The 21,595-nt window shown below is 47.3% G+C and carries 17 protein-coding genes and 14 tRNA genes; 25 read left to right on the top strand and 6 right to left on the bottom strand.

The window, feature by feature from the left end; translation table 11 throughout:
* Nucleotides 1-30: 30 nt before the first annotated feature.
* The 16 genes from RB160_RS14155 to RB160_RS14080 all read left to right on the top strand — a co-directional run bounded on the left by RB160_RS14155 (nucleotide 31) and on the right by RB160_RS14080 (nucleotide 4,565).
* Nucleotides 31-107 (top strand) — tRNA-Pro (locus tag RB160_RS14155).
* Between the two features lie 11 nt (nucleotides 108-118).
* Nucleotides 119-194 (top strand) — tRNA-Ala (locus RB160_RS14150).
* A gap of 25 nt (nucleotides 195-219) precedes the next feature.
* Nucleotides 220-296: transfer RNA gene (locus tag RB160_RS14145), tRNA-Met, on the top strand.
* Between the two features lie 57 nt (nucleotides 297-353).
* Nucleotides 354-427 (top strand) — tRNA-Ile (locus RB160_RS14140).
* A 21-nt stretch (nucleotides 428-448) separates the two neighbouring features.
* Nucleotides 449-541, top strand: a tRNA-Ser gene (locus tag RB160_RS14135).
* A gap of 98 nt (nucleotides 542-639) precedes the next feature.
* Nucleotides 640-713: transfer RNA gene (locus RB160_RS14130), tRNA-Met, on the top strand.
* A gap of 3 nt (nucleotides 714-716) precedes the next feature.
* A tRNA-Asp gene (locus tag RB160_RS14125) sits at nucleotides 717-793 on the top strand.
* Between the two features lie 9 nt (nucleotides 794-802).
* Nucleotides 803-878, top strand: a tRNA-Phe gene (locus RB160_RS14120).
* A 20-nt stretch (nucleotides 879-898) separates the two neighbouring features.
* Nucleotides 899-974, top strand: a tRNA-His gene (locus RB160_RS14115).
* 13 nt (nucleotides 975-987) lie between these two features.
* Nucleotides 988-1,061, top strand: a tRNA-Gly gene (locus RB160_RS14110).
* 6 nt (nucleotides 1,062-1,067) lie between these two features.
* A tRNA-Ile gene (locus RB160_RS14105) sits at nucleotides 1,068-1,141 on the top strand.
* A gap of 26 nt (nucleotides 1,142-1,167) precedes the next feature.
* A tRNA-Asn gene (locus RB160_RS14100) sits at nucleotides 1,168-1,242 on the top strand.
* Between the two features lie 4 nt (nucleotides 1,243-1,246).
* Nucleotides 1,247-1,337: transfer RNA gene (locus RB160_RS14095), tRNA-Ser, on the top strand.
* A gap of 5 nt (nucleotides 1,338-1,342) precedes the next feature.
* Nucleotides 1,343-1,414 (top strand) — tRNA-Glu (locus RB160_RS14090).
* Nucleotides 1,415-2,345: 931 nt separating this feature from the next.
* Nucleotides 2,346-3,491: a glucose-1-phosphate adenylyltransferase gene (locus RB160_RS14085; protein WP_316571064.1), complete on the top strand. Its 1,146-nt coding sequence runs from the start codon at nucleotides 2,346-2,348 to the stop codon at nucleotides 3,489-3,491.
* A gap of 21 nt (nucleotides 3,492-3,512) precedes the next feature.
* Complete coding sequence (locus RB160_RS14080) at nucleotides 3,513-4,565, top strand: GlgC family sugar phosphate nucleotidyltransferase (RefSeq protein WP_316571063.1); 1,053 nt, start codon at nucleotides 3,513-3,515, stop codon at nucleotides 4,563-4,565.
* An 88-nt stretch (nucleotides 4,566-4,653) separates the two neighbouring features.
* On the opposite strand, the gene RB160_RS14075 is transcribed toward RB160_RS14080, so the two are convergent.
* Both RB160_RS14075 and RB160_RS14070 read right to left on the bottom strand, forming a co-directional pair.
* Nucleotides 4,654-5,412, bottom strand: coding sequence for a TraR/DksA C4-type zinc finger protein (locus RB160_RS14075; protein WP_316571062.1), 759 nt, complete (start codon nucleotides 5,410-5,412; stop codon nucleotides 4,654-4,656).
* 291 nt (nucleotides 5,413-5,703) lie between these two features.
* The gene (locus RB160_RS14070) at nucleotides 5,704-6,639 is read right to left on the bottom strand and encodes a 1,4-dihydroxy-2-naphthoate polyprenyltransferase (RefSeq protein ID WP_316571061.1); all 936 of its coding nucleotides are present in this window, start codon (nucleotides 6,637-6,639) and stop codon (nucleotides 5,704-5,706) included.
* A gap of 418 nt (nucleotides 6,640-7,057) precedes the next feature.
* Between RB160_RS14070 and RB160_RS14065 the strand changes: the two genes are divergently transcribed.
* The 8 genes from RB160_RS14065 to abc-f all read left to right on the top strand — a co-directional run bounded on the left by RB160_RS14065 (nucleotide 7,058) and on the right by abc-f (nucleotide 16,922).
* Nucleotides 7,058-8,464, top strand: a complete 1,407-nt coding sequence (locus RB160_RS14065) for an isochorismate synthase (RefSeq protein WP_316571060.1) — start codon at nucleotides 7,058-7,060, stop codon at nucleotides 8,462-8,464.
* The gene (menD, locus tag RB160_RS14060) at nucleotides 8,461-10,212 is read left to right on the top strand and encodes a 2-succinyl-5-enolpyruvyl-6-hydroxy-3-cyclohexene-1-carboxylic-acid synthase (protein WP_316571059.1); all 1,752 of its coding nucleotides are present in this window, start codon (nucleotides 8,461-8,463) and stop codon (nucleotides 10,210-10,212) included. The genes RB160_RS14065 and menD overlap by 4 nt, the downstream gene beginning before the upstream one ends.
* A complete protein-coding gene (gene menH, locus RB160_RS14055; RefSeq protein WP_316571058.1) occupies nucleotides 10,209-11,018 on the top strand; it encodes a 2-succinyl-6-hydroxy-2,4-cyclohexadiene-1-carboxylate synthase in 810 nt (269 codons plus the stop codon). Before menD ends, menH begins: the two co-directional genes overlap by 4 nt.
* A gap of 14 nt (nucleotides 11,019-11,032) precedes the next feature.
* A complete protein-coding gene (menB, locus tag RB160_RS14050) occupies nucleotides 11,033-11,851 on the top strand; it encodes a 1,4-dihydroxy-2-naphthoyl-CoA synthase (protein WP_316571057.1) in 819 nt (272 codons plus the stop codon).
* 92 nt (nucleotides 11,852-11,943) lie between these two features.
* Nucleotides 11,944-13,434: an o-succinylbenzoate--CoA ligase gene (locus RB160_RS14045; RefSeq protein WP_316571056.1), complete on the top strand. Its 1,491-nt coding sequence runs from the start codon at nucleotides 11,944-11,946 to the stop codon at nucleotides 13,432-13,434.
* Nucleotides 13,431-14,537 (top strand): o-succinylbenzoate synthase, encoded by a 1,107-nt coding sequence (gene menC, locus RB160_RS14040; RefSeq protein ID WP_316571055.1) that lies wholly within the window; start codon nucleotides 13,431-13,433, stop codon nucleotides 14,535-14,537. Before RB160_RS14045 ends, menC begins: the two co-directional genes overlap by 4 nt.
* 103 nt (nucleotides 14,538-14,640) lie before the next feature.
* On the top strand, nucleotides 14,641-14,754 hold the full coding sequence (locus RB160_RS14035; RefSeq protein ID WP_316571054.1) for an RAxF-45 family protein: 114 nt from the start codon (nucleotides 14,641-14,643) through the stop codon (nucleotides 14,752-14,754).
* 269 nt (nucleotides 14,755-15,023) lie between these two features.
* A complete protein-coding gene (gene abc-f / locus RB160_RS14030; protein WP_316571053.1) occupies nucleotides 15,024-16,922 on the top strand; it encodes a ribosomal protection-like ABC-F family protein in 1,899 nt (632 codons plus the stop codon).
* A gap of 78 nt (nucleotides 16,923-17,000) precedes the next feature.
* Here abc-f and RB160_RS14025 read toward each other — a convergent pair whose 3' ends face one another.
* The 4 genes from RB160_RS14025 to RB160_RS14010 form a co-directional block, all read right to left on the bottom strand.
* A complete protein-coding gene (locus RB160_RS14025) occupies nucleotides 17,001-17,159 on the bottom strand; it encodes a DUF1540 domain-containing protein (RefSeq protein WP_316571052.1) in 159 nt (52 codons plus the stop codon).
* 92 nt (nucleotides 17,160-17,251) lie between these two features.
* Complete coding sequence (locus RB160_RS14020; protein ID WP_316571051.1) at nucleotides 17,252-18,304, bottom strand: cytochrome d ubiquinol oxidase subunit II; 1,053 nt, start codon at nucleotides 18,302-18,304, stop codon at nucleotides 17,252-17,254.
* 11 nt (nucleotides 18,305-18,315) lie between these two features.
* A complete protein-coding gene (locus tag RB160_RS14015) occupies nucleotides 18,316-19,677 on the bottom strand; it encodes a cytochrome ubiquinol oxidase subunit I (RefSeq protein ID WP_316571050.1) in 1,362 nt (453 codons plus the stop codon).
* Between the two features lie 146 nt (nucleotides 19,678-19,823).
* Nucleotides 19,824-20,795 (bottom strand): metal ABC transporter solute-binding protein, Zn/Mn family, encoded by a 972-nt coding sequence (locus RB160_RS14010; protein WP_316571049.1) that lies wholly within the window; start codon nucleotides 20,793-20,795, stop codon nucleotides 19,824-19,826.
* 219 nt (nucleotides 20,796-21,014) lie between these two features.
* Here RB160_RS14010 and RB160_RS14005 point away from each other — a divergent pair, with 219 nt between their 5' ends.
* Nucleotides 21,015-21,572 carry a beta-class carbonic anhydrase gene (locus RB160_RS14005; protein WP_316571048.1) on the top strand — a complete coding sequence of 186 codons (558 nt, stop codon included), beginning with the start codon at nucleotides 21,015-21,017 and terminating at the stop codon, nucleotides 21,570-21,572.
* Nucleotides 21,573-21,595 lie beyond the last annotated feature (23 nt).

Below are 21,595 nucleotides of genomic sequence, written 5' to 3'. Positions count from 1 at the left end.
CGACTCCTTTCGGGCGCGCCATATAGATTTCGGGAAGTAGCTCAGCTTGGTAGAGCACTTGGTTTGGGACCAAGGGGTCGCAGGTTCGAATCCTGTCTTCCCGACCATCTTTAAATAAGGGGCCTTAGCTCAGCTGGGAGAGCGCCTGCTTTGCACGCAGGAGGTCAGCGGTTCGATCCCGCTAGGCTCCACCATTCATAAAATCACTTATATAGTTTTGGCGGTGTAGCTCAGCTGGCTAGAGCGTACGGTTCATACCCGTAAGGTCGGGGGTTCGATCCCCTCCGCCGCTACCAAAATTTTGTGCTGGACCAGACAGCTGGAGCCGGATTCTTATAATGATTGTATAATATGGACCTTTAGCTCAGCTGGTTAGAGCAGACGGCTCATAACCGTCCGGTCGTAGGTTCGAGTCCTACAAGGTCCATCAGATATTTTTATAATAAACGGAGGAATACCCAAGTCCGGCTGAAGGGATCGGTCTTGAAAACCGACAGGCGGGTTAAACCGCGCGGGGGTTCGAATCCCTCTTCCTCCGCCATTTATTTTTTATCCTCGCTGGGTGGCATCAATCAAGCTGCGAGTTGTAGGAGAGTCAGCTCACATAGAGCATGGCGAAACATAATATCTTTTTATCGTCGCGGGGTGGAGCAGTTCGGTAGCTCGTCGGGCTCATAACCCGAAGGTCGCAGGTTCAAATCCTGCCCCCGCAATATGGTCTGGTAGTTCAGTTGGTTAGAATGCCTGCCTGTCACGCAGGAGGTCGCGGGTTCGAGTCCCGTCCAGACCGCCATTTTTTTATGGCTCAGTAGCTCAGTCGGTAGAGCAAAGGACTGAAAATCCTTGTGTCGGCGGTTCGATTCCGTCCTGAGCCACCATTATCAAGCTTTTGGTAATGGCGGTTGTGGCGAAGTGGTTAACGCACCAGATTGTGGCTCTGGCACTCGGGGGTTCGATTCCCCTCAATCGCCCCATTTATTTTCATACGCGGGTGTAGTTTAATGGTAAAACTCCAGCCTTCCAAGCTGATGTCGTGGGTTCGATTCCCATCACCCGCTCCATTATATGGGCCTATAGCTCAGCTGGTTAGAGCGCACGCCTGATAAGCGTGAGGTCGATGGTTCGAGTCCATTTAGGCCCATCATATTTTTATTTATGACTTATTATTCCGCAGTAGCTCAGTGGTAGAGCAATCGGCTGTTAACCGATCGGTCGTAGGTTCGAGTCCTACCTGCGGAGCCATTATGGGGAAGTACTCAAGAGGCTGAAGAGGCGCCCCTGCTAAGGGCGTAGGTCGGGTGACCGGCGCGAGGGTTCAAATCCCTCCTTCTCCGCCATAAATGGCCCCTTGGTCAAGCGGTTAAGACACCGCCCTTTCACGGCGGTAACACGGGTTCGAATCCCGTAGGGGTCATAAAACAAGAAAGAGCAGCAGGCACATTGCCAGCTGCTCTTTTTCGTATGTTCTTTTCTCTTCCTATATATAAGCCCATTGTATTTCTCTTCTTTATCCCACCCAACTAACCCCGCGAAGTAGAACACTTTCGAAGAGGGGACTTTTTTAGGTCAGAACTACCTCTGCTATATCATCTACTTTAACTACTCCGACCGATGAAATTTCAAGACCTTTAAGGAACGATTCCTCTTAGCTCCAAACAACCTCTTCTTTATCATTATCCCTATTTCAAAAGTGGATTTTTTTATAAAAATATTCCTCCTCAAAAGTTTCAGAAAAATTTTAAAACTTTTTTTAAGAAAACAGGTTATTCTTTTGAAAAAATAGGGTATTAGAAAGAATACTTTAAAATAGACTGAAAAATTTTTTCACTCTTTTCGCGTATCCCTAGTTGTTCTCCTTTTTCCACTATAGTTGGCAAATTTACATAACTTTTGCCTTTGGTGATCATTCACTTTCCTGCCATCATTTTTACAAGTTTACGGGCGGGTTTTTATCTTTTTATGAAGGAAAAATTGTCAGGTACGGAAGAATAGGGTGGAATTTCCAGTACTGATGGAAGATTCACCAATTTTTTGTCTAAAAAACGAGGAATTTTTGTCAAGGTATTAAGGCAGTTAAAGAGAATTATTGTTAAAAAACAGAATATCCATTTCAAAGGGATTTCAATGTGAAAAGCATGCAGTGGGCATGCGACTCCTTTTGAAAGTATGGACAATGGCAGTTAAAGCTATTTTGTTTTTACCTAAATAAGGGCTTTAATGGGAGAGCAAAGGGGTTCCAATCTTTCCAGAAAATTGCCGGGTAATTCAGAAAAGGCCTCGATGGGATGGTTTTCATTCTTCGCAAGGGCTTTTGTTTTTGCCCGGAAAAGAGAGGAGCAGCCAAAGTGGCAAAGAAAAGATGCGTGGCTATGCTGTTGGCGGGGGGGCAGGGCAGCAGGCTGAAAATGTTGACAAGGAGTATCGCTAAGCCCGCAGTTCCATTTGGTGGGAAGTACAGAATCATTGATTTCACTTTAAGCAATTGCGCGAATTCAGGCATTGATACTGTCGGGGTTCTGACCCAATATCAGCCGATGGTGTTGAATTCATACATTGGAATTGGAAGCGCGTGGGATTTGGACAGGAAGGATGGAGGGGTAACGGTACTGCCGCCTTTCAGCGAATCTTCTGAAGTGAAGTGGTATACGGGAACAGCCTGCGCCGTTTACCAGAACCTGAATTACCTGAAGCAATATGATCCGGAGTATGTCCTAATTTTATCTGGCGACCATATATACAAGATGAATTATGAACATATGCTCCAGTACCACATTGAAAAAGGCGCCGATGCCACGATTTCGGTCATTGAGGTGCCGTGGGGGGATGCCAGCCGTTTTGGCATTATGAATACCGGCCCGGATATGAGAATCAAAGAATTCGAGGAAAAGCCGGATGTTCCCAAAAGTAATCTCGCCTCAATGGGGATTTATATATTTAACTGGGATGTGCTGAAAGAAAGCCTTGAAGCTGATTACGTAAATGCTGGCTCGAGCCATGATTTTGGAAAAGATGTCATTCCTCGGCTGGTTGAGGAGGGGAAGAGGCTTGTCGCCTATCCTTTTTCCGGGTACTGGAAGGATGTTGGGACGCTCGAAAGCTTTTGGGAAGCCAATATGGATTTGCTTGATGATACTTGTGGGCTCGATTTGTTTGATCACGAGTGGAAGATTTATTCAGTAAATCCCAATCATCCGCCACAGTTTATTTCAGGTGATGCAATGGTTGTGCATTCACTGGTCAACGAAGGGTGTACCGTTGAGGGTGATATTGAACGCTCCGTTGTTTTCCAGGGGGTCACAATTGAAAAAGGTGCCGTCGTCAAGGATTCTGTCATCATGCCGGATTCCAAAATCGGCAAAAACACGTTCATTGAAAGGGCGATTGTCCCTTGTGATATGGAAATTCCTGATGGTACGGTGATTCGCCCGGAAAACGGGGAGATTGTACTGGTTAATGAGGAAATGATCAAACAGAGATATTTAGCTACTTAATTGATCGAAGGAGGGGCAGAAATGAAGAAACAATTATTAGGAGTAATCGATGCAGCCACTTATCATGAAGACCTGCAGGAACTGCTGCCACACAGGCCGGTTGCCGCTCTGCCTTTTGCCGGTAGATACCGCCTGATTGACTTTGTCCTTTCCAGCATGGTGAATTCAGGAATCAGCAGTGTTGCAATTTTCCCAAAGTCGGGTTATAGATCATTAATGGACCATCTTGGTTCGGGAAAGAATTGGGACTTGAATAGAAAGAGGGACGGTTTGTTTCTTTTCCCGGCTTCTCCATCAGATGCCGATAGAGAGTGGGGCATCGGTTGCTTTTCGCATTATGCCGAAAATCTTGATTTCTTTTATAGGAGCTCTCAGGAGTATGCCTTGATTTCTAATTCATTCACCGTCATCAATACAGACTTCACAAGCCTATTGGAGAAGCATATAGAGAGTGGATGCGATTTAACAGAGGTATATAAGCACGGACGGCCCCTTGATATTTATCTGCTTAAAACTTCGCTTCTTATTGATTTGGTTGAGAATAGGGTCGAAACCGGGTATACATGCATTAAAGATGTTTTTGAGGATTTGTCCAGCCCTTATAGCGTGTGCCGATATGAATATGAAGGCTATGCGAAAAGGGTGGAAACGATCCATGGGTATTATAAAACGAGCATGGAACTGCTCGATACACGTGTGTGGAATACATTGTTCAAAAGGTCACAGCCGATCTTTACAAAAGTGAAGGATGAGCCGCCATCCCGTTATTACCCGGAGTCGTCGGTGAAAAGGAGCCTTATAGCCAATGGCTGCCAGCTGAAAGGGAAAATTGAAAATAGCATCATTTCAAGGGGAGGGACAATCGGGAAAGGCTCCATTATCCGGAACAGTGTGATTATGCAAAAATGCCAGATTGGCGAAAACTGCGTCCTGGATTCCGTTATCCTTGATAAAGATGTAACGGTTGAATCAGGTACTGTTCTGATTGGAACTCCGGCGAATCCTATCGTCATTGGCAAGGGCTCTTACGTGGAAAATGCGAAATTGCCGGCGAAGTCACTTATGATTTTATAAGAAATCAGCAAGGACCGCCAAAACCTAATGGTTTTCTAAAAAAAGTCAGCTCCATAATTTATGGAGCTGGCTTTTTGGTTTCTGTTGTTTATTTCTTTTTATCGTCTACATAGCTGTCCTTTCGGTGGAAATGGAGGTCCCCCATCTGTGAGTCAAGGCCTTTCCTGTCCAGCAAATTCTCCAAATCCTTCAACTTTTCATTGTTCGGATTGTATTTCCGGTTTCCGCCTTCCATATCGTTTGAAACAAATTCCTCAATGTCCTCGGGTGGAGCTTCTTCATTGATGCCGTTTCTGTAAAGCTCATCATAGCTATCGTAATCCCCGACAAGATCCGAGGGCCCCTCGGATGTCCCGTAGCGCGCTACTTCTTCAAAGGAGTCGTTTGTATCGATGACTCCGCCTTCACTTCTTCCTCTGAAGGAATTCGGTACCGATGGGTCGAGGATATCCTCTTCAACAGGCCTGTCATTGGCGATTGTCCGCTCAGGAGTATGTTCGACACAGTAGAGGGCGGAAGGTACGGCCTCCAAACGCTCGTATGGGATGTTTTTCCCGCATTCCCGGCAGACGCCGTAGGAGCCATCTTCTATTGCTGCGAGGGCTTCTTTAACCTTTTCGAGCTGTGAGTCGGCGTGGCCGTCCAGGGCGAAGTTCTTTTCCCTTTCAAAAAGCTCGGTTCCGAGGTCGGCGGGATGATTGTCATAGGAAGACAGTTCCCCGACCGTTTCGGTTTCATCCTTGTCCCGATCCCCGTAGCCGTCCTTCATTTCCAGCTGTTGCTCCAGGGCCTTTTCTTCGTCCTTCAATAAATATTTCAATGAATTTAATTGACTAGTGGTTAACATAGTTTATTCACATCCGTTTCCTTGCGAATTATCCTTTCTGTACTAAATTCCTTCCCCTTACGCAGTGTAGCGAAACATTGTGCAAAGGTTGGGGGGATGAGGAGGATTTCATGGTTTGTGGGCCAATTTTTCAAAAAAAGAAAAGGGCCTTGTACGAATGCCAACAGGTGTATCGAGGGATGTGTGTGATAGACTTGAGACCATAGAAGCCAAAGGGCGAGGCGAGATATAGGATATTGGTTACAACTGGGGCGCATCTTATAAAATAAAAAGCTCCCGCCAAAGCGGAAGCTAGATGAAATGGCCGATGAAGAGGCCAATGGATAGAAGGAATCCGAATATGGTGTTTGTCTGGGCAGTCGATTTCATGGCTGGCATCATCTGGATTGGGACTTTGCCTGCCTTGAAGCCTTTGATCGCATTTATGGCTTTCGGGGCGCTTAGGATGACGATTGCCGCCCATGGGGAAGCTATGCCAAACCCAATCATAATTATAACGAGAGCGTAAGCGGCGATGAACATCGCTGCCAGGAAATGAATCGCGTTTTCCCTGCCAAGCAGGATTGCGAGTGTTTTCCTGCCGAATTCCTTGTCGCCATCATGGTCCCTGATGTTGTTGGCGAGCAAAATGGCGCCGACCAGGATGGAGACCGGAATGGAAACGAAGACGCTGGTCGCCGTTACATATCCTGTTTGGATAAAGAATGAGATCAGGATGATTAGGCAGCCCATGAAGAAGCCGGCAAACAGTTCGCCAAACGGGGTGTATGCAATCGGGTATGGGCCTCCTGTATACAGATAGCCCATGAGCATCGAAACACTGCCGATAACTGCAATCCACCAGCTCGTTTCCATGCAAATATAGATGCCGAGAAGGACGGAGAGGCCATAAAGGACCAATGCAAGCTGCATGACAGTCTTTGGCTTGATGCCATCGCGGACGATGGCGCCTCCTATGCCGACGGAATGCTCTGTGTCGAGGCCCCGTTTGAAATCATAGTATTCGTTGAACATATTTGTAGCCGCCTGGATGAGCAGGCAGGCGATCAGCATGGCAAAAAAGAGCCCGAAATGAATTTTTCCTTCTTGGAGCGCAAGCGCGGTACCGAGGAATACCGGTACGAATGCCGCTGTCAGTGTATGCGGCCTTGTCAGTTGCCACCAGGCACGGAATCCTTGGTTCGATTCGGGAATATGGGGGGTGCCGGACTGTACGTGTGGCTGCATGAAGAACACTCCCTTATGCTTTATTCAGATTTGTATTCTATTAAACTTACTAAAAAAACCACCAATCTTTAGTGTATGGAATTGCCAGGAGCCTGTCAATCACTTTTTCCTGGCAAATGGAAACATTCAAGTGGGGTTCCTGCTGCCGTGAAATATATGTTTTTGTTGTTAAAAGGTGAAGTTTTGTCATGTTGAGAGCGGGATAAAAAGGGAAACGGGTTGCCTTTGGCGGGGAATGGAAATTTCCAACGGTTTGCAGGTGGCGTTTGTCGAGCTTTGCCGTAGAATGCGTTATAATAAGGAATGGAACCGGTTGGTTGTGACAAGTGTTATTGACACTCCAGCGGACAGAGTATATCCTAAATGGGGTTTAAGTTGAATGGATAACAGCTTTGGATGCTGTGTTGGAGGGAATTTTGTGGTTACCATTCATGAAACGGAATTGAAAGAAGCAATCCTTCTTGGTATTGAAAAAGCAAGGGAGCAAGGCAGGCCATTCCTTGTAAGCGAAGTGCAAAAGGTTGGCACGCTTGAAGCCCTTTCTTTTTTTGATAGCGGCAGAACGGATTTTTTTGGCGAGCGATTTTACTGGAGGGACCCGGATGGCGGGTTTTCCATTGCCGGGCTGGGCATTGCCGCGCAATTAAGCTCCGATCTTGGTAATGGCCGGTTTTCATATATTGGACGCAGTTGGAACGAGCTTATCCAGGGCGGGATCGTCGTAAATCCTTTTAAACAGGCTGGCCTTGGCCCTGTCATGTTTGGCGGCTTTTCCTTCGATCCGCTAAAGCAGAAAACAACGCTTTGGTCCAAATACCCTGACGCCCTTTTTCACATTCCACGGTTTATGGTGACCGTAGCCGGCGGGGCAGCATTTTTGACAACGAATGTCGTTTGTACGAAGCATGACGGCGTCTCGCTGTTCAACAAGGTAGCGCGCGAAAGGGAATCTTTGCTCAGGAATTTCGCTGCACCTACAAACGTGGAGGTACCGCATCTCGATGAAATTGAAGAAATTGGGGCAGGCGAGTGGAAAGAGACTGTTACGGAAGCAGTAAAACAGCTTCAGGAAGGCCCTCTTAAGAAAGTTGTCCTTGCAAGGGAGCTGCGCCTTCATTTCAATAAAGAGGTTGAAAGCGGCCCTATCCTAAGGAAGCTGGAGCAGGAACAAAAGACAAGCTTTATTTTTTCGTTTGAATCCGGCGGGGACAGCTTCATCGGTGCCTCACCCGAGCGGCTGATAAAGAAACGCGGCCATACGGTAAGGTCCGCCTGCCTTGCGGGGTCGATACCGCGCGGTAAAAATGCGGAAGAAGATACCCTTCTCGGCAACTTGTTGTTGTCCGATGAAAAAAATCTCGAGGAACATCAATATGTGGTCGACATGATTCGGGATGCGATGGAAGAGACGTGTGAACGGGTAGATATTCCGGACCGGCCGCAATTGATGAAGGTCCGCGATATCCAACACTTGTTTACACCCGTTGAAGGAATTGCCAAGGATTCGGCGAGCCTTCTTGATATGGTTGAAAAGCTTCATCCAACGCCGGCGCTCGGGGGACTCCCAAAAGAAGCGGCGGTTGAGAAAATCCGTGAACTGGAAACGTTGGACCGGGGTTTTTACGCGGCGCCGATTGGCTGGATGGATTACGCAGGCAACGGGGAATTTGCGGTTGCAATCCGTTCGGGCCTCATCCAGGGAAAGGAAGCGTCACTATTTGCCGGCTGCGGAGTAGTCGTGAATTCAGACGCGGAAAGTGAATATCTTGAAACCAGGCTGAAATTCAGGCCGATGCTTTCAGCTCTTGGAGGAATAAAGGAATGAGCCATCAAAGTGCATTGACAGCTTATATCGCCGCTTTTGTGGCGGAGCTTGTCCATACCGGAATAAAAGATGTGGTTGTAAGCCCGGGATCCCGCTCGACGCCAATGGCGATGGTCATGGCCGAGCACCCGGGATTGAATTTGCATGTCCATGTTGATGAACGCTCGGCGGCTTTTTTCGCGCTCGGGATTGCCAAGTCGAGTGGAAGGCCCGCGGTGCTGTTATGTACGTCCGGTACAGCCGCCGCCAACTATTTCCCTGCGATTGTTGAGGCCCGTTATTCACGCGTGCCTCTTCTTGTACTGACGGCGGACAGGCCCCACGAACTGAGGGATGTCGGCGCGCCGCAGGCGATCGACCAAATCGATTTGTATGGGAAGCATGTAAAATGGTTTACTGAAATGGCATTGCCCGAGGAGTCTTTGGACATGCTGCGCTATACGAGGATGGTTTGCGGGCGCGCGGCGTCTGTCGCGCTTCAGGCACCGGCAGGCCCGGTCCACCTGAATTTTCCGTTCCGTGAACCGTTAATCCCCGAACTTGAAAATGAGCGGCTTTTTGAACTTGCCGAAAGGGCGGAAGGATTTGTTTCGGTCACGCAGGGACAACGCTCTTTGGATCAGGAAGGGTTGAAAAGGATTGCCGCGGAACTGGGCATGTATAAAAAAGGGATAATTGTGTGCGGCCAGATGGACAATGGCGCTTTTTCCGAAAAGATTGAACAGCTTGCGGAAGCACTGGGATACCCTGTCCTTGCCGACCCGCTCTCCCAGCTTAGGAGCGGGAGCAATTCAGGAAAGTGGATTGTCGACGCCTATGATTCATTCCTTCGTTTCGAGGATGCGAAACAGCAGCTTAAGCCGGATGTGGTAATTCGTTTTGGCGCGATGCCGGTATCAAAGGCACTGACGATTTTCCTAAAAGAAAACCGTGACGCCAGGCAATTTGTTGTTGATGGCGGAGGCGGTTGGCTCGATCCGCATGCCCTTTCCACGGAAATGGTTTTTTGTGACGAAGCTCTCTTTTGTGAGGGACTCCTTTCTTTTATTACAAAAAAGCAGACGGCCAATTTTGCCAGAAAGTGGCTAAGACTGAATACTATCGCAAAAGAAGCAATGGATGCAGGCATGGATAGGGACGAGATGAATGAGAGCCTTATTTACCGGGAGCTTCCAGAACTGCTTCCTGAAGGTTCATCGCTTTTTGTCGGAAACAGCATGCCGATCCGCGACCTTGACAGCTTTTTCTGGCTGAATGATAAAAAAATCAATGTAATGGCAAACAGGGGAGCGAATGGAATCGATGGGGTTGTCTCCACGGCTCTCGGGGCGTCGCTTTACGGAGGCCCAATGTATCTGGTGCTTGGCGACTTGACGTTTTACCACGATTTGAACGGCCTTTTGCCAGCCAAATTGTATAACCTTGATATGACTGTCATTGTGATCAATAACAATGGAGGCGGAATCTTCTCGTTCCTTCCGCAGGCAGGGCAGGCGAGGAATTTTGAGCGCCTCTTCGGTACCCCCCTGGACCTTGATTTTTCCCATGTTGTTAACATGTATGGAGGAAACTTTACCCGCGTACATGACTGGCCTTCCTACAGGGATGCGGTCTTGTCGGCGAAAAACAAGCCAGGCTTGAAGGTTATAGAGGTTGTGACGGATAGGACAGAAAACGCCGCAGACCATAGAAGATTATGGGCAGCGGTTTCCCGGGAAATAGGTAGGCTTGGAGCAGGGGAAGAATGAACATAAATCTTAAAGGAGAAACCTTCCATGTGGACATGTGCGGGAAGGGTACGCCGCTTTTACTCTTGCACGGGTTTACAGGAAGCAGCGGAACATGGCTGCCTTTTTGCGAGACGCTTGGACGCCATTCCTTCATGATTTGCCCTGACCTGCCCGGACACGGAAAAACGGTTGTGGAATGCGGTCCCGGCTCTTTCAGCATCGAGTCGGCGGCTTGCGCCATAAAGGAAATCCTTGACGTGCTCGAAATTGAAAAGGCGGATGTGCTCGGCTATTCAATGGGAGGGCGCCTCGCCTTGTCTTTTGCGTTAACCTATCCAGAACGGGTTGGTAAGCTAATTCTTGAAAGCGCATCGCCAGGACTCGATAGCGAAGAGGAGCGGCATGCCCGGCGCATGAAAGACCATGAACTGGCCAATTTTATAAAAGAGCGTGGAATCGGGCCTTTTGTCGATTATTGGGAGAACATCCCTCTTTTCAAATCGCTTCAGGCCATGCCCGGTCCGGTAAAAGAAGCTGTACGCAAGCAGCGTTTGGAAAATTCGCCTGATGGGCTCGCCAATTCTCTAATCGGGATGGGAACCGGGGCCCAGCCATCCTATTGGGACAGGCTATCTGAACTTGAACCTGAGGTACTCCTTTTGGCGGGGGAGCTTGACGAGAAGTTCTGCGGGATTGCAGGCAGAATGTCGGAGTACATCAAATCGTCAAAAGTTGTTATTGTCGAGGGTGCGGGCCATGCAATTCATGTGGAGAATCCGGAAAAGTTTGGTACAATAGTTAGTGGGTTTTTGACACATACATAAAGGAGGTTTTCTTTTTGACAGTAGAATGGGTTGCAGAACGTAATTACGATGAAATTCTTTATGAAACTTATAATGGCATTGCCAAAATCACCATTAATCGTCCCCATGTGCACAATGCATTTACACCGAAAACGGTTATGGAAATGATCGATGCTTTTGCTTATGCAAGGGATGATTCAAATATTGGGGTTATAATCCTGACAGGTGCCGGAGATAAGGCGTTCTGTTCCGGCGGTGACCAAAAGGTCCGTGGCCACGGCGGTTATGTAGGGGATGATGAAATTCCGCGCCTGAACGTCCTTGACCTTCAACGGTTAATTCGTGTTATTCCAAAACCAGTCATCGCAATGGTAAAAGGCTATTCAATTGGAGGCGGAAATGTACTCCAGGTTGTTTGCGATCTGACAATTGCAGCTGACAACGCTATTTTTGGACAGACCGGCCCGAAAGTCGGCAGCTTTGACGCGGGATATGGCTCTGGTTATCTTGCGAGGATTGTCGGACATAAGAAAGCTCGCGAGATTTGGTATCTATGCCGCCAGTACAATGCCCAAGAAGCGCTTGACATGGGCCTTGTAAACACAGTCGTGCCGCTTGATAAAGTTGAGGAAGAAACAATCAAATGGTGTGAAGAAATCCTTGAAAAGAGCCCGACTGCGATTCGCTTCCTGAAAGCCGCGATGAACGCGGATACAGACGGTCTTGCAGGCCTCCAGCAATTCGCGGGGGATGCAACACTTCTTTATTACACAACCGATGAGGCGAAAGAAGGCCGCGATTCCTTTAAAGAGAAGCGCAAGCCTGACTTCGGCCAGTTCCCGAGGTTTCCATAAACCCGAGACATGCCGGACTTATATTTTAAATGAACACAATCTGCAGCTTGATGGGAATCCCATCAGGCTGTTTTACTATAGTAGGTGAAATCATGGCACAAACAATGCCGAATTTTTTGCAAAAACGGGCTTTCTTAACACCTGACCGGCCAGCTATCAGCTATCTTGATGAGCAGCTTACCTTTAAAGAGCTTTACGAAAGAAGCTTTAAGACAGCGGGTGAACTGGCGGCCATCGGAGTGAAGAAGGGCAGTTTTACTGGAGTACTCGTAAAAAATAGCCTAAATTCAGTTGTTTTCCTCTATGCCCTGCAGCTACTGGGAGCAACGGCTGTCATGTTGAACAACCGTTTATCTGGGGCAGAGCTTTCTTTTCAGCTGAACGATGCAAAAGCCGATTTCCTCATTTATGAAGCATCGTTTAAAGAGCTTGCCTCTGACGCTTGTTCAACAATCCCACAAATAAAAATGTTTCCACTCGAGGAACTGGATGGCGTTGAGGCTGCTGAATTTGCAATTGAAGAAGAAGTATCTTTGGATGCAATCTGTACAGTCATGTATACCTCGGGAACGACCGGAAATCCGAAAGGCGTTTTGCAAACGTATGGAAACCACTTTTGGAGCGCGGCAGGATCTGCCTTGAACCTTGGCCTTTCACTGGACGACACTTGGCTATGCTCAGTTCCGGTTTTTCATATTAGCGGTTATTCAATTTTAATGAGAAGCGCCATATATGGAATGCACATAGTGTTGCACAGCCATTTTGATGCGAAAAAGTCAATTGTAGATATTGTAGATAAAAAAGTTACAATCATGTCAGTAGTTGGGACAACATTGGCGAGAATTGTGGATGAGCTTGGGGAAGGGAGGCTTCCTGAAACCTTCCGCTGCATGCTATTAGGAGGGGGGCCAGCCCCACTGCCGTTACTGGAAGCATGTCGGGAAAAAAGTATTCCGGTCTACCAAACTTACGGAATGACGGAAACCGCTTCGCAATCCGTAACCCTTTCTCCAGAATACAGCCTGGCTAAATTGGGGTCGGCGGGCAAACCGCTATTACCAGTTTCGTTGAAAATTCAATTGCCTGATGGAGATGAGGCCGAAAACGGAGAAGCGGGAGAAATTCTTTTAAAAGGCCCGAACGTCACGCCAGGCTATCTGAACAAGCCGAAAGAAACAGCTGAAAAAATCATCAATGGCTGGCTGCATACAGGGGACATCGGACGCATCGACGAAGAAGGATTCCTTTATGTTCTTGACCGGCGCACTGATCTGATTATATCCGGAGGGGAAAACATCTACCCCGCGGAAATCGAAAGCGTCCTCCTATCCCATCCTGACGTTAAGGATGCTGGTGTTGCAGGAGTGCCTGACAGCAAATGGGGCCAGGCACCGGCCGCGTTTATCGTTCCAAAAGGGGAGCAAGCGCCATCAGTGGACTCGCTCCGCCAGTTTTGCATTGAACGGCTCGCAAAGTATAAGGTGCCGAGGGATTTCTACTTTGCTTCCGAACTACCGCGAAATGCATCAAACAAACTTTTGCGCAGGAAACTTCCGGATTTGATTGGAGAGCGGGAACAATGAACCTAACTGCCATAAATGTGAGCCTTATTTCTACGCCTTTGAAGCAGCCTTTCCACACTCACCTTGGGACAGTGACGGAAAGGGAAAGCTTAATTGTGGAGGCGGTTGATACGGATGGCAATAGTGGCTTCGGGGAAGGGGTCGCTTTCTCGTCCCCTTGGTATACAGAGGAAACAATAGGCACAAGCTGGCATGTAGTAACGGAATTTCTCATTCCTCTTTTAAAAAAGAATCTGGTTTCCCATCCTAAGGATGTATCAACTTTATTTGGTGCCATCCGCCGAAACCATATGGCGAAATCGGCAATTGAACTGGCGCTCTGGGACTTGTATGCGAAACAAAAACACGTATCGCTAGCAAAGCTTATCGGCGGTGAGGCGGACAAGATTCCATCAGGCGTCGTCGTTGCCTCAAAAGATGAAGCTGAGGCGCTTGAGCAAACAGCCATGTATGTGGAGGAAGGCTATCAGCGGATTAAGGTGAAGATTAGCCCTGCCAATGATTATCGGCTCCTTTCAAGGATACGCAATGCTTTTCCAGATTTGCCGATTATGGCCGATGCCAATTCAGCCTATACGCTGAACGATGCAGACAGGCTGAAGGCGCTCGATGAACTTGGCCTGCTGATGATTGAGCAGCCCCTTGCCCATAATGATTTCCTTGAGCATGCAAAGCTGCAGAAGAAGCTTGCCACCCCCATATGCCTTGATGAAAGCATCAACTCCTATGAAGATGCAGTACTGGCTGCTGAGCTCGGAAGCTGCCGAATCATTTCCGTTAAAGTAGGAAAAGTTGGCGGGTTGTCGGAAGCAATCCGCATCCATGATTTCTGCAGGGACAGAGGAATCCCAGTGTGGTGCGGGGGCATGATTGAATTTGGGGTGTCGAGAGCGCATAATATAGCGCTTGCCTCGCTGCCAGGGTTTACAATTCCAGGCGATATTTCATCGTCCTCCCGATTTTGGGAGGAAGACATCATTAAGCCGGAAGTTTCCGTGGAGAACGGCTGGATCACCGTTCCCAAGGGCCCTGGGATAGGTTTTGAAGTAAATCGAACCCGCCTTGAGCAAACAACAATCAGGAGCATGGCATTTCGTTTTTGACTCCAAGCAATAATGATTCTGAAAATTGCCAACTTAAAAGTTGCGGATTTTTTTTCAACATCATATAATAAAGGAACTTATTACTAAAGGAGGTGGAATTGAGATGGAACGTTCTGTAGGATTGCAAGGCGAATTTTTAGGATTTATTTATATTTGCCGTGCAATTTTTCATGAAATTGCTTTTGACGGGACAGGTGTGCCCTCATTTAGCAATTGAATATGAAACAGAACGGTAAGAGGTCTCAATTCCAGTTCGATATAATCGGCGGCAAAAGAGAGCAGAATGCTCTTTTTTTGGTGTCGCGAAAGCCAGAATTTACCCTGCCATGCAAATGACCCACAAAACGATTGGTATGAATCCAATCGTACGGGAAAAAAGCTGGCGGTAAATGGGTTTACCTATCGATAGCCATGGAGGATGATCCCCTTCATGGCTTTTTTATATTGCCTCTTGCCGCAACCTTATGTTTGAAAGGAAGAGGAAAAATGATTATATGCAGTGCCCAGCAAATTTCCAAAATGTTCGGCGGAAATAGTATTTTTGAAAATTTATCTTTTGAAATTAAGGAAAAGGACAGGATTGGCCTTGTAGGGCGGAATGGATCCGGAAAGACGACGATTTTCAAGCTGCTTGCAAACGAAGAGACAATCGATAATGGACAGATTCATTTTAAAAAAGGTGCAAGGATTGGGTATTTGGCGCAAATCCCACGCTACCCATCGGGAACAACTGGGCTTGATGTTCTTCAAACCGCTTTTTCGGGCCTTATAAAAATAGCTTATCGGCTCAGGGAGCTCGAAGCGAAATTGGCCGCGACTACGGATGAAGGGAAGCTTGCCTATGATCTGGCTGAGTATGGCCGCCTGCAGGATGAATTTGCACTCTCCGGCGGTTATGAGATGGAAGCGGATATTTCCAGGGTTGCAAAAGGGCTTGGGATTGAAGAGCTTCTCAAGGAGCCTTTTATGCAATTGAGCGGTGGTGAACAGACGAAGATTTGCCTTGGCCTTGTCCTCCTTCAAAAGCCAGACCTGCTGCTCCTGGATGAACCAACGAATCATCTTGATATCTTGGCTGTTGAGTGGCTTGAGGGCTATTTAGCGGAATATGGCGGCACCATTGTCTGCATATCGCATGACCGGTACTTCCTTGATAACGTTGTTTCCAAGGTTTTTGATCTTGAGGACGGAGAGTTGACGATTTACCACACCAATTACTCCGGTTTTGTAAAAGAAAAAGAGGAAAGGCTATTGCAGGAATTCCATGCGTATCAAGAACAGCAAAAGAAAATAAAGAAAATGAAAGAAGCGATAAAACGGCTAAGGGAATGGGCAAACCAGGCAAACCCTCCGAACGAAGGGCTTCATAAAAGGGCCAGGAATATGGAACGGGCGCTCGAAAGAATGGAAAAGGTAAAGCGCCCTATACTTGAACGTAAGCAAATGGACCTTGATTTTGAGAAAACCGACAGGAGCGGGAAAGACGTGTTTTCCATGGAGGCGGTCACAAAATCATTTGGAGGAAAAACGTTATTCGAAGAGGCCAGCATGCTTGTCCAATACCTTGACCGGACAGCCATTGTCGGACCGAATGGCGCCGGAAAATCGACCATTATCCGGATGCTGTTGAATGAGGTCGAGGCTGATTCAGGTAAGTTGAAGGTTGGGAGCAATGTCAAAATTGGCTACCTTTCACAGCATTATTCCCCCGCGGAGCCGAAGCGGAGGCTGATTGACACTTTCCGGGATGAGGTTCATGTTCCTGAGGGGGAAGCGAGGCATATACTCGCGAAATTTTTATTTTATGGACCGGCTGTATTTCGGGCGGTCGGGCAGCTGAGCGGCGGCGAAAAAATGAGGCTTCGCCTGGCTCAATTAATGCATCAGGATATTAATTTCCTTGTGCTGGATGAGCCGACAAACCACCTTGACATCGACTCGAGGGAAGTGCTTGAGGATGCCCTCGAGGACTTCAAAGGCACGATTCTTGCCGTATCGCATGACCGGTACTTTCTAAATAAACTCTTCAATAAGACATATTGGCTTTATAACAGAAAGCTTAATTCTTTTGAAGGTGGCTATACATGGGCGAAAATGAAGCTGGAAGAATTTAAGGAACGGGTGGTGGATCCCCCGAAGGAAATCGTGGCACCCAAACCGGCAAAGCCAGAAGAAAATAAGCAGGTGATGAAAAGCAGCACGAAAAAAATAGAAGAATTAGAAGCTAGATTGGAGAAGTCGGAACAAGAGCTGTCCATCCTTGAATCTGAATTGGAAACAGAGACTAAACTTGAGAGGCTGCAGGAACTGTTCATCTTAAAGGAAAAGTTGGAAAAGGACCGCGATTCCATGTATGAACGGCTTGCCGAATTGATTGACGGTTAAAAATTGAGAATTCCTCACTTAAAAGATAAACACTTAAAAGCCGGTCCCAAAAGGAACCGGCTTTTTGCCTGCTAAAAACTAATGGCCATGAGGCTGGAAAGTCTTGCAGTCGGTTTCATGGCTAGTATCCGCTGTTTCGCCAGTATTGCTTACAACATAAATTTGATCGGCGCCGCATTTATTGCCATGTTCCCAAAACGTGCAATTGTTTACTTCGCACAACACATCTTTTGCCATTCGTATCACTCCTTGGAAGTGGGATGGGATACGAGTATAGTTTCTGAAATGCTCTGACAAAACATCCATGGCAAAAAAAGCGGCCATTTCCATTAATCCGCGTTATTTTTTTGTTGTTGTCGAAGATATTTTTTGTCATGCATGAACAGGCTCCAAAAATAGGCAAACCCCGGAAACAGAATGGCAAAGCCGACGATGTATGTGGCAAAAACCGCCCTGAACGAATTGGGATCGGTAAATGCGGAATGGATGGTCACATCAGGATAAACAAGATAGGGGAGGTGTGCTCTCCCATATACATAGCTCGCCACGAGGTACTGCGCCGTTATCGCAATCACCGCAAGGCGGGGCATGCCGACCATTCGCCGGTTATCCCGATTGGACGGAAGGAAAAGGGCCAGGCCGCCGAGCAGGAAAAGCCCCAACGAAAGATAGAGAAGCGGAAGATAGTCCATCATCCGCTCATATAGCCAGCCCACTTCCCGTTTTAATGTAATCATGATTGCGAGGGCCATCACTATCGAAACAGGTCCGAGAATAAGGGCGTCCCGCCTGTAAATCCGATAGGCATGGTGTTCGTGCGAGACCTTGGAATAATCCGCAAGCAGCAGCGAAGAAAGAAACAGCGTTGAACTGATAGCGAAACCAAAGAAGGCATATTCATTCGGGCTCGTAAATAGCCTGGCCAGATTCAGTGTCTGCCGTCCGTCAATAGTATCAATATATTGGCCGTGGGTAATCGGGAGAACGCTAATTAACAGACCTGGTATTAAAAAACCGCAAATGCCCGAAACATATGTCAGGGGCTTCCTGTATTCCTCTGCAATATTCGAAAAGACGAGGAATGCGCTCCTTAGAGTGAGCAGGATTAGGATTATGCTTCCAGGAATCAGCAACACGGTCCCCAATGTATAGGCGCCCCTCGGAAACAGGCTGTAAACAGCTATAACGAGTGCGACAATGAATGTATTCGTAACCTCCCAGGTCGGAGATAGATAACGATTGGCAATAGTCGTGGCGGACGTATTTTTCCTGTTGATATAAACCATTGACCAAAAGCCCGCGCCAAAGTCCATGGTGGCCATTACGGCATAAATGAAAACAAATCCCCATAAAATTGCGATTGCGATATAGGCATCAACCAACTTGGCACCTCCTATGTATTCGAACTAAAGAGCTGTCCGTTCCCGCCTGTAGCGCGGTCGAGATCCTTCTGGACAGGATTCTTTTTAAAATAGTGAAGAAGGACAAAAATCGCCGCCGCCGCGAGAATGATGTACACGATGATAAAAGAAATGAAAATCGGCCCGAGGTTTGTCTGCGTTGTGACAGATTCAGCGGTTGAGAGCATTCGGTAAATATTCCAAGGCTGCCGGCCTGTACAGGCGAATATCCAGCCGAACTCAATCGCCAGGATGGAAAGCGGCCCTGAAGCGACAAAAAACCACAACTGCCATTTCGGGTAATTCCTCTTTTTTAAAAAAAATCTCCAAAAAAGCCCCAGTGCGGAGGCGAGAATGAGGAAGGTGCCAATAAAGACCATTCCGTTAAAGAGGGTATGGGTGAAAAGAGGCGGCCACTCGCTTTCGGGCCACTCATTCAATCCCTTTACGACCGTATCGAAACGATTACCGGCCAGAAAGCTTAGCGCCCAGGGAATTTCAATTCCGTATTTTACAGATTCGCTTTCCCGATCGGTTATCCCCCCAATTGCAAGCGGTGCGTGCGACTGTGTCTGAAACAACCCTTCAGCGGCTGCCAGTTTCTCGGGCTGGTATTTGTGGAGCATTTGGGCTGATTCATGCCCGTTTACGGCTGTAAGTAGCGAAAAGATACCGCCAATGACAAGCGATAAGGTTAACGCCTTTTGGTGGAAACGGTAAATCTTTGTCCCGCGTTCCGTGCGAAGCATTTTATAGGCGGCGACCATCGCAACAACGAAAGCGCCGACGACATACGCGGAGACAGCCACGTGGGTTGCGGTGACAAAAAAGCTTGGATTGAAGAAAGCTTCCCATGGGTTTACATTGACAATTTCACCGTTAACAATATCAAACCCAGCAGGCGTTCCCTGGAAAGCATGGACGTTTGTAATCAGCACGGCGGAAGCCAAACCGCCGAGTGCAACAAGTATCAGGCTCACTATTCTCATCCACGGCTTAATCCTCTCCGCCGCGTAAACATAAATGGACATGAACAGGGCTTCAACGAAGAAAGCGTAGATCTCGATCTGAAAAGGCAGCGCCATGACACGGCCAATTACTTCCATAAAGCCCGGCCACAAAAGTGATAGCTGCATCCCTGCGATTGTTCCGGTCGGGATTCCCACCCCCAACAGGACTGCAAAGGCTTTTGTCCAACGCTTTGCCATGACCACCCATTCTATATTCTTCGTTTTCTGATACAGCAGCTCAGCGGCTAGAATCATCAGCGGCAGGCCGACCCCGATTGTCGCATGGATAATATGAAAGCCCATTGTCGTTCCGAACAGGGACCGGGCTATGAGTAAATCGCTCATTCCACTCTTCCTTTCAAAAATACATAGCAACAGTGTTGACGAGGCGGCCATGTTTTAGACTGCATTTGTTCGGAATTGAGCGGATTTTTATAAAAAAAACATCCGTTTGCCGGTGGGGCAACGGATGATTTCATGGGGAACAAAGCTTAATTCATCGCTTTTTTCAGTGTTTCGATGTTTTTTTCCATTAATGAAAAATATGTCTCTTTGTCTTTAATGTTTTTCTCTGTTCGAGTGGCCAGGTTATGGACCTGTGTGATTTTCGCGCCTGTCTCGGCCTGGACTGCTTTTGCAAGCTTGGAAGATATGTTCTGCTCAACAAGGATGTATTTGATGCCAGCCTTCTTTACAGTTGAGATAATCCTCTCCATATCTTTTTGGGTCGGCTCGCTTGTCGTTGACATGCCAGCTATGGAAACTTGTTTGATCCCATACCTGGATTCCCAATAGCCAAATGCGGCATGGGAGACAATGATTTCTTTATGTTTCGCGTTAGCAGCAGTGTCCTTGAACTTCTGGTCCAGCTCCTCAAGGTCGGTAACAAGTTCATGATAGTTTTTTTCGAATACAGCCTCGTTCTCCGGCTGCTCTTCAGACAATGCTTTTGTAATCTCGGCCGCTAGTGATTTTGCATAAATAGGATCAAGCCAAACATGCGGGTCGATTCCTCCATGCCCATGATCAAGGTGTCCGGATTCTTCCTCATGGCCATGATCCCCGTCTTCTTCTTCCGTATCATGGCTCTCTTTAGGCTCGAGATTATTAGCCGCAGCCACAATCTTGACTTGCTCGTTTTTCAGGCTTTCTTTTGCTTTTTCCACAAAGCCCTCAAGGCCAAGGCCAATATAAATAAACAGGTCGGATTCAGCGAGAGAAATCATATCCTTTTGGGACGGCTCAAAGGAATGTTCGTCCGCACCTGGAGGATAAATGGAATGAACCTCCACATGCTTTCCGCCAATTCTTTCTGTAAAATATTGAAGGGGGTAAACGGTTGTGTATACGGTAAGCGTTTCTTTTTTATCCTTTTGTTCCGGCGTCTGCCCAGTATTGCCGCCGCATGCAGAGAGCAGCATACCGGCAAGTAGGATAAAGAGCGCTATTGTCTTTTTCTTCATTGATTGTTCCTCCTCTTAAATCGTATTCATTCCGATTTAAATCCCAAAAAAATAATACGTAATGATTCCGATTTGTTGACTGATTTATCATACACAATATCAAAACGGAACGCAAGCATTAAAAATTGTTTTTTCTTTATAAATTCCGGTATTCTATAAAAAGGAACTTTTTGCGGTAAATAAGCCGCTGTAAATCTAAACCAAAGAGGCGTGAATATAATGGAAATGCTGAATGAAATTTTAGAATACAATAAAACCTTCGTAGACAAAAGGGAATATGAAAAATATCAGACGACTAAATTCCCGAATAAGAAGATGGTTATTCTAACATGCATGGACACGAGGCTTTTGGAACTTTTGCCAAAAGCGATGAATCTCAGCAATGGAGATGTGAAATTAATTAAAAATGCCGGTGCTTTGATTGCCCATCCTTTTGGAAGTATTATGCGCAGCATCCTTGTCGCTGTTTATCAGCTCCAAGCCGAGGAAGTGATGGTGATTGGCCATCATGATTGCGGAATGAGCGGGATGAAACCGGAACCGGTCATTGAGTCCATGAAGGATAGGGGCGTGGCACAAGAGACGCTCGATCAACTCAATTATTCCGGTATCAACATCAACCAGTGGCTGCACGGCTTTGACAATGTAACGGATAGCGTAAAACACAGTGTGGATATGATCAAAAACCATCCGCTTATGCCGAATGATGTTCCTGTCCATGGCCTTGTCATCAACCCGGAAACGGGAAAGCTGGACCTTGTGGTTAGCGGGTACTGATTAGCGGGTCCTGAAATGGAGTT

This window comes from Neobacillus sp. YIM B06451 (assembly GCF_032667185.1).
GTDB lineage: Bacteria > Bacillota > Bacilli > Bacillales > Cytobacillaceae > Bacillus_D.
Note: the sequence above shows the minus strand (reverse complement) of the source record. Positions and strands in the feature narration are given on the sequence as shown.

Excerpts from the sequence above, each read along its gene's own strand:
- RB160_RS14080 (WP_316571063.1), top strand. The coding sequence starts at position 3,513 with ATGAAGAAACAATTATTAGGAGTAATCGATGCAGCCACTTATCATGAA.
- RB160_RS14075 (WP_316571062.1), bottom strand. The coding sequence starts at position 5,412 with ATGTTAACCACTAGTCAATTAAATTCATTGAAATATTTATTGAAGGAC.
- RB160_RS14070 (WP_316571061.1), bottom strand. The coding sequence starts at position 6,639 with ATGCAGCCACACGTACAGTCCGGCACCCCCCATATTCCCGAATCGAAC.
- menD (WP_316571059.1), top strand. The coding sequence starts at position 8,461 with ATGAGCCATCAAAGTGCATTGACAGCTTATATCGCCGCTTTTGTGGCG.
- menH (WP_316571058.1), top strand. The coding sequence starts at position 10,209 with ATGAACATAAATCTTAAAGGAGAAACCTTCCATGTGGACATGTGCGGG.
- RB160_RS14045 (WP_316571056.1), top strand. The coding sequence starts at position 11,944 with ATGGCACAAACAATGCCGAATTTTTTGCAAAAACGGGCTTTCTTAACA.
- menC (WP_316571055.1), top strand. The coding sequence starts at position 13,431 with ATGAACCTAACTGCCATAAATGTGAGCCTTATTTCTACGCCTTTGAAG.
- RB160_RS14035 (WP_316571054.1), top strand. The coding sequence starts at position 14,641 with ATGGAACGTTCTGTAGGATTGCAAGGCGAATTTTTAGGATTTATTTAT.
- abc-f (WP_316571053.1), top strand. The coding sequence starts at position 15,024 with ATGATTATATGCAGTGCCCAGCAAATTTCCAAAATGTTCGGCGGAAAT.
- RB160_RS14025 (WP_316571052.1), bottom strand. The coding sequence starts at position 17,159 with ATGGCAAAAGATGTGTTGTGCGAAGTAAACAATTGCACGTTTTGGGAA.
- RB160_RS14015 (WP_316571050.1), bottom strand. The coding sequence starts at position 19,677 with ATGAGCGATTTACTCATAGCCCGGTCCCTGTTCGGAACGACAATGGGC.
- RB160_RS14010 (WP_316571049.1), bottom strand. The coding sequence starts at position 20,795 with ATGAAGAAAAAGACAATAGCGCTCTTTATCCTACTTGCCGGTATGCTG.
- RB160_RS14005 (WP_316571048.1), top strand. The coding sequence starts at position 21,015 with ATGGAAATGCTGAATGAAATTTTAGAATACAATAAAACCTTCGTAGAC.